The 13,890-nt window shown below is 42.5% G+C and carries 12 protein-coding genes; 5 read left to right on the forward strand and 7 right to left on the reverse strand.

Features of this window, described 5'->3' with window-relative positions; all coding sequences use genetic code 11:
- Positions 1–110: 110 nt before the first annotated feature.
- The gene (locus ACGF5R_RS06090) at positions 111–1,346 is read right to left on the reverse strand and encodes an NAD(P)/FAD-dependent oxidoreductase (RefSeq protein ID WP_112875961.1); all 1,236 of its coding nucleotides are present in this window, start codon (positions 1,344–1,346) and stop codon (positions 111–113) included.
- 693 nt (positions 1,347–2,039) lie between these two features.
- On the opposite strand from ACGF5R_RS06090, the gene ACGF5R_RS06095 reads away from it, so the two are divergent.
- Positions 2,040–3,023 (forward strand): class I SAM-dependent methyltransferase, encoded by a 984-nt coding sequence (locus ACGF5R_RS06095; protein WP_387690108.1) that lies wholly within the window; start codon positions 2,040–2,042, stop codon positions 3,021–3,023.
- Between the two features lie 102 nt (positions 3,024–3,125).
- On the opposite strand, the gene attM is transcribed toward ACGF5R_RS06095, so the two are convergent.
- The 6 genes from attM to ACGF5R_RS06125 all read right to left on the reverse strand — a co-directional run bounded on the left by attM (position 3,126) and on the right by ACGF5R_RS06125 (position 8,661).
- A complete protein-coding gene (attM, locus tag ACGF5R_RS06100) occupies positions 3,126–3,917 on the reverse strand; it encodes an N-acyl homoserine lactonase AttM (RefSeq protein ID WP_192880958.1) in 792 nt (263 codons plus the stop codon).
- Positions 3,918–3,991: 74 nt separating this feature from the next.
- On the reverse strand, positions 3,992–4,969 hold the full coding sequence (locus ACGF5R_RS06105; RefSeq protein WP_112875960.1) for a P1 family peptidase: 978 nt from the start codon (positions 4,967–4,969) through the stop codon (positions 3,992–3,994).
- A gap of 80 nt (positions 4,970–5,049) precedes the next feature.
- Entirely contained in the window at positions 5,050–6,333 is a 1,284-nt protein-coding gene (locus ACGF5R_RS06110; protein WP_112875959.1) for an FAD-dependent oxidoreductase, read from the reverse strand.
- 2 nt (positions 6,334–6,335) lie between these two features.
- A complete protein-coding gene (locus ACGF5R_RS06115; protein WP_112875958.1) occupies positions 6,336–6,590 on the reverse strand; it encodes a (2Fe-2S)-binding protein in 255 nt (84 codons plus the stop codon).
- Complete coding sequence (locus ACGF5R_RS06120; RefSeq protein ID WP_112875957.1) at positions 6,587–7,714, reverse strand: FAD-binding oxidoreductase; 1,128 nt, start codon at positions 7,712–7,714, stop codon at positions 6,587–6,589. Before ACGF5R_RS06120 ends, ACGF5R_RS06115 begins: the two co-directional genes overlap by 4 nt.
- On the reverse strand, positions 7,711–8,661 hold the full coding sequence (locus ACGF5R_RS06125; protein WP_112875956.1) for a 4-hydroxyproline epimerase: 951 nt from the start codon (positions 8,659–8,661) through the stop codon (positions 7,711–7,713). Before ACGF5R_RS06125 ends, ACGF5R_RS06120 begins: the two co-directional genes overlap by 4 nt.
- A gap of 169 nt (positions 8,662–8,830) precedes the next feature.
- Here ACGF5R_RS06125 and ACGF5R_RS06130 point away from each other — a divergent pair, with 169 nt between their 5' ends.
- From ACGF5R_RS06130 to ACGF5R_RS06145, 4 genes are all read left to right on the forward strand, one after another.
- Complete coding sequence (locus ACGF5R_RS06130; RefSeq protein ID WP_262980076.1) at positions 8,831–9,682, forward strand: AraC family transcriptional regulator; 852 nt, start codon at positions 8,831–8,833, stop codon at positions 9,680–9,682.
- A 357-nt stretch (positions 9,683–10,039) separates the two neighbouring features.
- Positions 10,040–10,930: a tail fiber protein gene (locus ACGF5R_RS06135; RefSeq protein ID WP_387690110.1), complete on the forward strand. Its 891-nt coding sequence runs from the start codon at positions 10,040–10,042 to the stop codon at positions 10,928–10,930.
- A 416-nt stretch (positions 10,931–11,346) separates the two neighbouring features.
- Positions 11,347–12,267: a dihydrodipicolinate synthase family protein gene (locus ACGF5R_RS06140; protein WP_112875954.1), complete on the forward strand. Its 921-nt coding sequence runs from the start codon at positions 11,347–11,349 to the stop codon at positions 12,265–12,267.
- Between the two features lie 42 nt (positions 12,268–12,309).
- Entirely contained in the window at positions 12,310–13,890 is a 1,581-nt protein-coding gene (locus tag ACGF5R_RS06145) for an aldehyde dehydrogenase (NADP(+)) (RefSeq protein ID WP_387690112.1), read from the forward strand.

Below are 13,890 nucleotides of genomic sequence, written 5' to 3' on the forward strand. Positions count from 1 at the left end.
ATATACTGGTGGCAGTTCTTTTTTATCTTCACCTCGTTTTTATTGTTGTAATCAGTATATCTAAAGTAATGATATGGAATTAGCTCAGGTATGACAATTTACTCGAAATATTAACGTCGGTGCTGATAACCTTGAGATGTATTTTTTCTTATGTTCAAATGCCGTTGTTTTAATGGTGGTATTGAAAAATGTTCTACAGCATTCTGAGCGCTGCGTAGTGAAATTCCAACGATCTCATTAGCATATGTGCGCATTTGTTGCTCATAATCTGAAATTGCCTTGACTAACTCTTCGTGGCCCAACGCTACACTGGCAAGTTTCTGTGTGAGTAAAAGAGCGTCTCGAAGTGTAGTACTGACGCCAAAGCCTGCCATTGGCGTCATGTTATGAATAGCATCTCCAAGTAAGGTAATGTTACTGGATTTCCAAGAGGGAAGATGAGGCATGCTGCGTAAATTTATCGAAGATACGTTTTCCATATCACTGTGCTTAATTAAAGCATGTAAATTTGAGTCCCATGAAACCATACGGGATAGGGCCAGATCGCAGAGGGATTCAGAGGAAAAAGCAGTGATATCGTTGGGAAAACTATTTGTTGCTGCTACGTAAACCCAAATTATAAAATCACCCATTTCTGTCGAGGTAGCCTCTGCATGGATATCAACTGGGGCACGCCACATGGTAATAAACAACCAATCAGAGCTTTTAGGTACGATACTGTTGGGTGTTCCATCCAGGAAATTTTGGGGCAGCAAAGCTGCGAGAGCCGGAGTAAGGCGTGAACGACCCATTATCATGCTAACACCGACATCAAATCTTTCGATAAAAGGAAGGTACTGCTTACGTACTTTTGAATTGCTGCCGTCTGCGCCGACAAGAACATCGACATTTTCATGACTGCCATCTGCAAAGAAGATTTTAATACCTCCATTTTCGATATGTTCATAATGAACGAATGTTTTGCTCCATTGAGTTATATCTGAAAGTCCCTTACTTAGTATTTCCTTGAGTTCAAATCTGCTAGTTGACAGACGCCGTTCAGAAATAATCCGTCCTGCCATTGGAGAAATACCGCCGTGAACAGCGAGAAGACGCAGACGCTCATTGTAAAATCGCGACTGTCCACCAATAGGTTTTGACGCCTGCTTAAAGGCGAGCCAGCTTTCATTAGTAAGACACTCTTGCATTGCTTGCTGACCTAATATATCGATATGAATTCCGTAGCCAAGAAGATCGATTGATGAAATAGGATTGCGTTCGTAAATTGTCACTTTGATTCCATTTTTACGTAATCCATGTGCTAAACATGTACCACCAATCCCCGCCCCAATAATACCGACGTGCATAATATTTCTCCTGTTATATACCTGTTATCTTTCAAGTTGCCTCTTTGTTGGCGGCACTCACCTCAGTGACATAGTTACCTATGCTCCCGGGGATTTGCTCCCTTGCCGTCGCGATGCATCTTGAAATCCATAGGGTATAGATATGAGCGATTCTGGCTAAATCGTGGTGATTATATCTAATCACAGCCATGACTTTTTTATAGTATTTAAAATAAAAATATACTGTACATAGAAATAGAGCAAGAAAGCTTGGGGTTTTATTTCTAAAAATATTTGGTAAAAAAGTTATGTGTCTGTTTATTAAATGATATTTAATTAAAAATTGATCGCTTAAATTGTTAAAGTGAATTTTTATATTTTATATTTTTTCATAAAATTAATACTTTATAGTGATATGTGTTAACCTAACTTCGTGTTTGTTTTACGTATTCAAGATAACATGACAGTAAATGATGTTTGTGTGAATAAATTAATATTCATCTTGTTTCGATCTTCAACTATTTAAGATATTTATTAATATGAAATTATTTCCATCCTAATTGAATTTAATATGTTTTTCTCCCAATTATGAAATATTTTATTACTCTTTGTCATGAATTTTATGAGGGTGACTTCTATACTATTATTTGTAATCTATTATTCGTGATCATGGGCTATTACTACTGATTTGTCATTTTGTTCGGAGAAATAAATATGAGTAATCAGGACGTCAAAGCGATGTATAACCGATATCCATATCCTAGTTCCGCCATTGGAGACAATCTTATTTATGATATGGCCACGGTGATAGGGCTTATATTTAAGCCGGATTATTTAACGGGAAAATATGTGCTCGATTTAGGGTGTGGAACGGGACATCGTTTGCTAGGGCTGGCAAGTATGTATCCCGATACCCAATTTGTGGGTATTGATATGACGGATAAAGCGTTAGAGGTGGCAGATAAGCTGATATCTTATCATCAGTTGGATAACGTCACGCTAGAAAATAATACGATTGAGAAGCTAACACGAGATAATCAATTTGATGTTGTTGTTTCTACCGGTGTTATCCATCATATGGAATGTCCACAAGAGGGTTTTTTAGCAGCTTCACGTTCATTAAATGAAGAGGGTATAGCGCTCATTTGGCTATACAACGCTATAGGAGAATATGAACGATTGAGGCAGCGAGAACTTTTGCAGATTTTTGTAAAACAAAATCATGCAGAAGAATATTTTTTAAATACTGATTTAATGAATAAGCTGTGCGAAAACTTAAGCCAAAATCAATATGGCGATAGTACAGCTAATCATTTAGATGATAGTGTTGATCAGGTTGCTGTTAATGTGGATGCATTTTTGAATCCTATCGTCAACGCATACAGATATAATGAAATATGCGATTTTTATTATAAAGCTGGTTTTAAGCGTGTGAGATGTTGTGGGTTCAATCGTGAAAACGGCAATAAGCTTTTTGCTGGATGTTGCGATCAATTCAATGATGAATATTTTCTTCAATATCGAGATTTGCTTTTAGATGAACAGTTAAGTCAACTGTTTGATGCCCTTGATTATAACCATAAAGTGCGTGTTATCGAGCTCTTATGGAAGCCAACCGGCATATCTTCAATTGGGTTTAAATCTGAAAATGCCCAGTCTTTTGTCAATGATTGGTTAAGAGGGGGAGGGGAGGAATAACGGTTATTCTCGGACGGTAGATTAAACTTTCGTAAAATGAGTACCAAGCCAGAAACATCCACTTTCTAGTTTCTGGCTATATTTTGCATTGACAAATTAGAGTTAATCGTAGTATTCCGGTGCCTTACGGAATGTTGGCCAGGCATCTGGATCGTGCCCCGTTACCACGATTGCATTCGTACGTTCGGCTAGATGTCGCAGTTTTTGCACCGAACGGACGGTTTCAGTGGTAGAGGTGAGAAACCCTGGCAATGCCCGTTCTTCCCAGTGGTCGAGGGTATAAGCGGCATCAATCGTTAACAGCAGGCTACCACTGTTCGGCAGGGTCACCAGTAGTGATTGGTGTCCTGGTGAATGTCCCGGAGTAAATACCGTTTTTAATGTGCCATCTCCGTAAACATCAAACATGTCATTGCGTTCCCCATCGAGAAACTCCCATTTCAAACCAGGACGATCAAAATCCTTGCGGATATAACCGCCAGCGGAAAACCAATCTGGTGTGTAGGCGTATTCATACTCACGTCGCTGTACGATATGTGTCGCGTTAGGGAAACGTCCTATTGCGCCAGTATGATCGAGATGAAGATGGGATTGCACCACATAGCGGATATCTGCGGGATCAATACCCAACTTTTTCACTTGAGCGACACAACCTTCATCTTCACGCATCACCGGCCAGTAAGCTTTGGTGATAGTTCCCCAGTAGCCTTTGGGGTCAGTTGCGGCTTCAACTGCATTGCCGCCGTCAATTAGCGTATGACCGTTAGGATGAGTGAGTAAGAAAAATGGAATTGGAATTTCATAATCGGCGCCGTTGCCTTGATTCATCTTGATGTAGTGAACCTTACATTTGATGGTTCCGGTTTGCAGCATATACAGGCGAATGTCTGACATAATGTTAACCTTTTTATTGGGTTTGTAGGGTAGTTCAGGTTCGGAAGGCTACTGATGTATGGCGGCTACCAGCATCACCTTAACAGTGATAAATCGGCATAACCTCTAACACCAAATTTTGATTTAGCTGATTTCACCGCATCTAAAACTGCAACAGCCATGACCTCCGCCGCAAGCATACCAACAATATTCACCGATGAATCTACACCACCCGTTGTCGCCGCAAAAATAGTATCCCCGTCACTCATGGTATGAACGGGATATATCGTTCTCGCAAGACCATCATGAGCCATCTGGGAAACTTTTTTCATCTGACTTTTATTCATATTGGCGTTACAACAGATTATGCCAATGGTCGTATTTATCCCCTGAGTGAAATTATTATCTTTATAATTTTTTAAAACGTAGGAAGGGAGATCGATAAGATGACCATTTTTATCACATGCACCTGCAATGGTTTTACCATTTTTAGGGTCTCTGATTTCCCCAACAGCATTTACAACAACCATTGCGCCAATTGTCAGCCCGCCAGGTAATTTAACCGATGCTGTTCCAAGTCCACCTTTCATAGCTTTGTCAAAACCAGCCATCTTACCTATAGTTGCTCCAGCGCCGGCACCAATATTTCCCGATGGAAAAGGGTTTACAGAAGCGTTTTGTGCCGCAAGGTAGCCCATTTCAGCGTCAGGACGAACAGCAGGATCACCAAAATTTAGATCAAAAATTATTGCGGCAGGAACGATAGGTACGATAGCGACACCGGTATCAAAACCTTTTTTTCTTTCTTCAAGATAGCGCATTACGCCAGAGGCGGAATCTAATCCAAAAGCACTCCCTCCACTTAGCACCACTGCATTGACTTTCTGAACAGTGTTAATGGGATCTAAAAGCTCAGTTTCCCTTGTCCCCGGCGCAGAACCTCTGACATCAACGCCACAAACAGCTCCGTCGTCGAAAATAATGATGCTACAACCGGTTTGCTCCAATTTATCTTCAGCATGCCCAACCTTAACACCCGGTACATCCAAAATGGTTCCATTTGTCTTATACATAAATGTGTCCACACCTTGATTTTTAAAGTAATACATTACAAGTTTTAATGTTTATCGAGATGAATCATAGCAAAGGGTGACTAAACAAACTTTTCCGTGTCTCCTGCTGCCAGCGTTTCAAGACGGGTAGGTGATAGTGGAATGCGAGGGGATGGTATTGCCCAATGTTTGATATCGTGGAGAATGGCAGAACAGATTTTTCCCTGACAAGCTCCCATGCCACACCGTGTTGCCATTTTTGCGCTATTCCAATCTTGAAATAGTTCAAGTTCGTTTAAACTTACGTCTTCACAACGACAGATCAAGGTATCTGGGGGAAGTGCCTGTGTGATCTCTCTATTTAATTTAAACGTTTGTGCTATTGCGGTGGCAAAACACCGCCATTTTCTTCGTTTCTGTTGCCATTTTTCAGCTAGTGCGTATTTACTACTCGCTGCAAACCCGGCAATAAATCCTTCACAAAGTGCAAGCTCACTGCCGCCAATACCTGTGCATTCTCCCGCTGCATATACACCAGGTATAGTAGTCTGTTGCCACGCATCTACTTGGATATTTCCTTGTTCGTCCAGCAAGCAACCAAGCAATTGTGCCAATTCCGTATTGGGTCTTAAACCAAAACCACAAGCTAAACGCGTACAGGATAATTTCTGCTTCTGCCCTTTATTACTGATATACACTCCAGTTAACCTGCCTTCTACCGAGGTTTCCACGCCTAACACCATACTGTTTTTGTAGTAATTTTTAAGTGGCATGAGCATGATGGCTTGATGCAACTTGTTAGGCCAGCGGAGCAGTCGTAAGCCAAACGAAAATAAGCGGTGTAAAGGCGCCTGTTCAATGATACCGACCACGTTCCCTCCTGCTTTTTTTACCGTTTCGGCAACCGCGAGCAAAAGGGGACCGCTACCTGCAATAACAACACGCTCACCAATCATGGGGAGACCACTTTTTATCAACGCCTGTAATCCGCCTGCGCCCGTGACACCCGGTAATGTCCATCCAGGAAAGGGAAGTAATTTTTCTTTAGCTCCAGTACAAAGAATGATGCGTTGGTAGTGAACTATTCGGTGCCGACTTGCCGTTTCAACAATCACACATTGGCTGTCTACTGCAATGACTTTACAACCCGGTAAATAGATTAATGCATCTTCTGATAGTACCGATAAATAACGTTTCGTCATCGGTGGCAATGTATGAAATGGCCCTTGACGCCAAATTTGTCCGCCTGCTTTGGGATTGTCATCAATCAGGATAACGGATTGTTGCCCTTGTATCGCAGCCTGTGCGGTAGCCAATCCTGCCGGTCCTGCGCCAACAACCAGCACATTACAGCGTAATACTGTAGAAGAAGATGATGTTGCCATGTTCAGATCCTCTCGACTTTCATACCCATTTCACAAACTGTCTGGCACGCTACACAGCGGCGACCATTGATCATCAAACGGCACTCCTGACAGATCCCCATACCACAAAAAGGTGCTCTCAATTGATGTGATACAGATATACGGCAATGCTCATCACCGGTATAAGCTAGCGCCGCCGCTACAGTAATCCCCGTAGGAACTGTGATCAGTTCGCCATCAATAAACAGAGCAATAAATGGTGGTTTGTTGAGTGTCATAGCAACCTCTGACAGGCCATAGCAGTAAAACGTGCAGGTTGGTAAGGCAATGGATCAATCTCTGTTTTTCTGTTCAGCATCAATGCAGAGATGATTTTGGCACTGCCCGGTGCGGTCGTCACACCTAATCCTTCATGGCCCACAGCCAGCCATAGCCATTCGTAATCAGGATGTTGCCCCAATAGCGGCAAGCCATCTGGAGTCGCAGCACGAAAGCCAGACCAACAACGTAAAATATTCATCTGACCAAGTTGAGGTAAAAAATAAAGTGCGCGCTGGAGCATAGAGCGGAGTAGGGAGAGATCAATAGTGTGTTGTTCGTTATGGAACTGGCGTGAAGAGCCAATTACAAGCTGACCGGTAGGGCGGGCCTGAACATTGAAAGCGATTGACGTACCATCCAAGGTATGTGTACTGGCGCTATACCCTAATTCCACCAGTTGATGTGTGATACAGGTAGGGTAACGATCGGTAATCGCCAGTTGCCCTTTTTTAGGGACAATCGGTAATTCAGGTAACAGATGTGTGCTCCATAGCCCATTTGCTAGCAATATTCTCGGCGCGCAATATTTCTTTCCATCACGCAGCACAACGGTCTGAGGCTCTAAGGCGTGCACTTGTCCTGTAATAAACTGAATCTTTTGATTACAGCTAGCAAAAAACCAGTGTACGACATTTGGTGCATAGACAATCCCATCCGCAGGAACAGACAAACCGCCGGCAATCCCACGCCTCACCATCGGTTCCATTTGGTGAATCTGTGTTGCTGTCATCGGAATATTTTCGATTTCATAGGAGGTAAGACGTGCGCTTTTTTCCTCAGCCAGTTCCATTTCGTCCTCTGCATCTGCCAGCCAAAGTGTGCCGCATCTACGCCATGCACAATTTTTTGGCATATGGGGGGTGAATGTTCGCCATATATCTAATGAGTAACTACTCAGTGCCAATTCAGCAGGATTATCGTCCATACACACGAGATGCCCCATCCCTGCCTGCGTTGCCCCTTTACCACCATCATCAATTACAGCAACTCTCAAACCATCTTGTACCAACTGATAAGCACATGCTGCTCCAATGATGCCAGCACCAACGATAATGACATCCGATATTTGGGAGGGGGTCATACATTGATTCCCCAGACAAAAGGATCGTTCTTGGCAATGATTAACTTGTTATCACCGTAAACATGCGCTGTTCCCCGGATCACTGGGGCAACTTTTTGACCAACCCACTGATATTGGGCTTCAAAAACACTTCCAATAATGCTGGATTGGCGCCAAATTTCACCCGGCTGCAATTTTCCATCCGCCGCCAGGCAGGCTAATTTAGCACTTGTTCCAGTGCCACACGGTGAACGGTCATAGGCTTTCCCCGGACATAACACAAAATTACGACTATCTGTATCGTTATCAGGAGCGAACAATTCAATATGGTCGATACACTCACCGTTTTCACCGGTTATCCCCGCTTGTTCCAGCGCTTGCCTAACTGCCCAACTGTATTGCGTAAGTTCATCGATATGGTTAGGGGTTAGAAACAGGTTATGTTGACCGATCAGAAAAAACCAATTTCCTCCCCAAGCAATATCTCCATTAACATCACCCACACCAGGCACGTTCACGGTGACATTTTGCTGATAACGATAAGAGGGAACATTATAAACAGACACTGTTTCATCCTTATGGAGCACTGCCTCTACAATCCCAACAGGGGTCTCAATTTTATACTTGCTAGGGTTCAACCAACCCAGATGATAGAGCGAAGCAATAAGGCCCATAGTGCCGTGGCCGCACATGCCTAAATATCCCGCGTTATTAAAGAAGATCACCCCCATATCGGCGTCAGGTACAGTAGACGGACATAAAAGTGCACCGACCAACATATCATTCCCTTTTGGTTCAAGAATGAGAGCCTTACGCCAGTGATCAAATTTGGCTTCAAAGCGTTGACGCTGTTTGGCAACGGTTCCTTTGCCAAGAGATGGAAATCCCTCGATTACTGTACGGGTGGGTTCTCCACCTGTATGTGAATCAATGACGCGAACCATCTGATAATCATGCTTATCTGCCATAAAGCCACCCAATTAACGTATTTTTAATAAATGGTGGCGTAGTATTTCGTTTGTCGCTTGATGAATTTCATACCGCAATATGCTGAAATCAGCACAATGAAAGAATCAAGGTAAATAACTAAACACGAGTCAAAAATCCCATTTTAATGGTAATAGATTGGAGATATCGATGATGAATATATACCAGAACAATGAAAAAAACAGCATTGGCACAAATGGTTATGATGTTTGCAATGTTGAGTTTTTATCGGCGCTTTGTAGTGGATTAGTTAATCACAAACCCAGTAACCTGCAAGATATTCTCAATGCGGTTGCTTTAATTACACCATTGTTAAATGCGATTCCCAGCGTGGTTTTCTTTATCAAAGATATCAAAGCACGTTATCTAATTGCAAACTTTACGCTGGCCACACGCTGCGGATTTAAGTCGATCTCTTCGCTACTCGGTAAAACCTCTTCCGAAATCTTTCCTGCTCAGATGGGCAGTTGTTACACCGAACAGGATTTACGTGTGCTGCATCAAGGGGTAATTATCCAAAACCAACTGGAGCTCCATTTTTATCATGGACGCAAGGCAGGTTGGTGCATGACATATAAATTGCCATTGTATAATCAACATAATCAAGTTATTGGTATGGCAGGAATTTCTCATGATTTAATGGAAGTTAAGGAAAATCACCCTGTGTACCAAAAGTTAGCTATCGTTGATGATTATATTCGTGAAAATTTTGATCGGACAATTCGTCTCGAAGAGCTAACTCATTTAACACGTCTCTCGGTTGCTCAATTGGAACGTTACTGTAAACGCATCTTTCACCTGACACCTCGGCAGATGATCCACAAAATCAGAATTGAAAAAGCTTCGGAATTGCTGGCTACGAAATTACCTATTACAGATGTTGCCTTGCAATGTGGTTATACGGATCACAGCGCATTTACCCGGCAATTTAAGGCGTTAACTGGAATCACGCCCAGTGATTTTCGTCAGTCAATGGGCAGGAGTCATTTGCCACTTTCCTGATATATCCGTCCTTTTGTGATCCAATTTGTCGTTTTACCGCCACGACATTGGGTTAATTCATTTATTAAATAAATTCGATTTTATAATCATCTTTAGATATTAATGGTCATTTCTAATCATGAGAATAAATTTAATTAATTGATTTTTAAATCATATTTTTTAATGAATTTTAGATGTTAAATATAAATGGATTTAGTATATCTTTGGTTAAAAATATTAGATTTTTACTCTTGGGATTATATAAAAATAATAAGACTTCTGAGTTATAAGAGTGTTTTATTATTATTTTATTGAAATACACTGAATTGTGATAAGTCATCTATAAATCTATAATATTATTTAATTTAAGGAGTATATATGAGTCAGAAAAATGATTTTAAAGCTTTTTCTATTAGTTATAATGCTAATGTAGTGAGTCAGAGATTATATGAAGAAAGTAAGGATTTACTGACTGGGTTTCCACCAAATGATGTTTCCACTCATATGTTAAATAAGGCATTGCGTCAATCGTCAACCATATCAGCTGTCGTGGCTAATTTTATTGCGACACAATCTGGTGATGATGTTTTGGATGATGGGGATATAGCTAAACTCACCGCACAATTAAATAGAGCTTTAGAACAAAAAAACACAATAAAAGTTCCCGATGCCTCATTAACACAAAAAGGTGTTGTTCAGCTTACAAATGTAATTGGTAATAGCGACACATTGGCGGTTACACAAAAGCTTGTTCAGGAAATAATAAATTCATTGCGTGAAGATATTAATAGTAGTAAAACCAATGATATACCCGTGGGTACTCCTATTCCCTGGCCTACTGCTATACCGCCAGTTGGGTGGTTGCAATGTAACGGTGAGTCCTTTGATAAGTCGAAATTTCCGGAATTAGCAAAGGCTTATCCTAGTGGTTATTTACCCGATTTAAGAGGTGAGTTCATTCGTGGTTGGGATAATGGCCGTGGTGTTGATCCGGGTCGGGTTTGCAGTACGTGGCAAGGTGACGCGATTAGGAACATTACAGGTTCGTTCCCTGGGGCTATCGCAGATAATTATCATCTTGCAACAAAAGAAGCTTTCTACGGTAAAATTAATCTTGGAATAGCAACAGATGGTACTACCAAGTCAAAGAATATTCGTAACCCGGATAATCCATACGGCTTCGGATTCGATGCGTCAAGGGTTGTTCTTGTAGCCTCAGAGAACCGTCCCCGCAACGTCGCATTTAACTACATAGTGAGAGCAGCATAATAAGAACAAAAATATTCTTTAGAACCTGCAGTGGCAGTATTAGGTAAAAATGGGCAAGACTCTTCACAGACTCCTATTATTGGGTAGCCGAAGGTGCTGAGGTAATAAGTAAGCCGGTTAGTCCGGCTTCAATGCTTTCCGGTAGTCATGGCGGTCATAATGCTTGGATAAGTTTGTACATATGTGTATACATGATGTTTTCAGGAATTATCTGGTTCAGTAAAAGCTCCTCAGCTTTAAGTTTGCCATTCCCATTATGCTAATTTCGTCATTGTTCACTGTGAAAAATGACAAGCTTCTCTGTAGTGAAATAGCCATCATTCCACTAAAACCAATGAGTCACACTTTGTTAACAAAATAAAAACAATTTGCCTTTTAAATATCAAGTAAATCAATGACGATTAAAGGATAGGGCTATGAGCAAGAGAAAGGTTAGCTGGCAGGGTGTTTTCCCGGCAGTGACGACACAATTTAACCCCGATTTTTCCATTAATTTGGACGCCACACAGAAGGTAATGACGAACTTGATTAAAGATGGGGTTTCCGGTTTAGTCGTCAATGGCTCTGTGGGAGAAAACACATCTCTGTCTATGAAGGAGAAGCGTGCTATCGTTGACCTCGCAGTAGATGTTGCTGGTGGAAAAGTTCCCGTTCTTTCGGGTATCGCAGAATTGACAACTGATAATGCGTGTAAAATGGTCTCTGAATGCCGTCAGGCAGGCGCTAATGGGGTAATGGTCATGCCACCTCTGATTTATACCCCAACACCGAAAGAAAATAGGGCGTATTTCCGTACAATTGCAACCTCTACCGATTTACCCGTCATGCTATATAACAACCCTCTGCTGTATAAAAATGATATTACGCCGAAAATTCTGACGTCTCTGGCCGATTGCGAAAATATCGTTGCATTTAAAGATTCATCAGGCAATACCCGTCCTTTTAGTGATATTCCCAACGAAGCAGGTGATCGCTTCATTCTTTTTGCCGGTTTGGATGACGTCGTTTTAGAGTCAGTCGCAGTGGGCGCAGAAGGTTGGATTTCAGGTATGTCGAATGCCTTTCCACGGGAAGGAGAGACTTTATTCCGTCTGGCTAAACAGAAACGTTATGAAGAAGCTCGGGAATTGTATCGCTGGTTTATGCCTCTGTTGCATTTGGATTTCCGCCCTGATTTGGTGCAATGCATCAAACTGTGTGAAGAAATGGTTGGCCGTGGTAGTGCCATTACCCGCCCACCGCGTTTACCACTCGAAGGGGAAACATTGGCAGAAGTCCGCGCCATTGTAGAAAAAGCTCTCGCTAATCGTCCTTCATTGCCTGATGTAGGTCTCTGAATTGGGCTGTAACTTGTTTCTGATACCCTGGGAGGAATCGTTATGTTGGTACATTCAGGTATGCAGTTTATTGGAGGTCGCAGGCAAGCAGAGGGAGAACGCTGTTTGCACAGCCGGCGGGCGGTGGATAACTCGTTAACGGGTTATGTGTTTTATCAAGCTACACGACATGAGGTCGATCTCGCCGCCCAAGCAGCCGCCAATGCATTTACCCGTTATAGCCAAACATCGTTGGAAGAACGTGCTGTTTTTTTAGATAAAATTGCCGATGAAATTGATGCTCTCAGTGATGACTTCATTACCCTTGTATCAGAAGAAACGGCTCTGCCCCCAGCTCGACTGCAAGGTGAACGGTCGAGAACGAGCGGGCAAATGAGGCTGTTTGCCACGCTGTTACGCCGTGGTGATATTCATGCTGCCCGTATTGATACTGCGCAACCTGAGAGAAAACCGCTTCCCAGAGTTGATATTCGCCAGTGCCATATTCCTCTAGGTCCTATTGCGGTTTTTGGCGCCAGTAATTTCCCTTTGGCTTTTTCAACTGCTGGTGGTGACACGGCGTCAGCATTAGCTGCGGGCTGTACCGTTGTTTTTAAAGCACATAGTGGCCATATGGCTACCGCTGAAGTCATAGCAGAAGCGATAGAACGAGCTATTATCGCCACACAAATGCCCGCAGGTGTATTCAATATGATTTATGGCAATAGCGTGGGGGCAGATCTCGTCAAACACCCCATTATTCAAGCCGTTGGTTTTACCGGCTCGCTCGCTGGTGGGCGTGCACTGTTCGATATGGTGATGCAGCGACCACAACCTATTCCGGTTTTTGCTGAAATGTCGAGTATCAACCCGGTCATTGTGCTGCCAAACGCCTTAGCACAGCGAGGAAAACAGATCGCCCAAGAATTGGCAAATTCATTCACATTAGGTAGCGGGCAGTTTTGTACCAAGCCAGGAATAATCTTGGGTATTCGTTCACCAGAATTTGATCAATTTATTACTCACTTGACGCAGGAGATCACGTTTCGACCGGCACAGTCCATGCTGAACCAAGGCACATTACTCAACTACCAAAAAGGTATTCATCAATTGGATGATGAACCTTTAATGACCCAGTTAGCCATTGGCGAACATCATGAAAATCAGGCAAGTGCGATGTTGTATCACGCAGATATTGCTTTGTTGTTGAATAAAAATGCCCTGTTACAAGAGGAGGTTTTTGGTCCTGTTGCTATTGTGGTCGAAGTCGAAAGCCAATATCAGCTTTTACACGCAATTGACTGTTTGCAGGGGCAGCTTACCGCTACCTTGATTGGTGAGCACGATGAATTAGCGAATGCACACGAGCTCAGTCAACGATTACAAAACATTGCGGGCAGGGTGGTTGTCAATGGTTACCCAACAGGCGTTGAAGTCTGTGATGCCGTGGTTCATGGCGGGCCTTACCCGGCGACTTCAGATGCAAGAGGGACTTCAGTTGGCACACTGGCAATCTGGCGTTTTCTGCGCCCGGTCTGTTTCCAAAACTATCCCAAATCCTTACTTCCACTCGCACTTCAAGACCATAATCCGTTAAATATTTCTCGATTAATCAATGGGGTGATGAGTAGGAAAGTATTGTAA

It is taken from the genome of Photorhabdus sp. RM71S (assembly GCF_042879355.1).
Taxonomy (GTDB): Bacteria; Pseudomonadota; Gammaproteobacteria; order Enterobacterales; family Enterobacteriaceae; genus Photorhabdus; species Photorhabdus kayaii.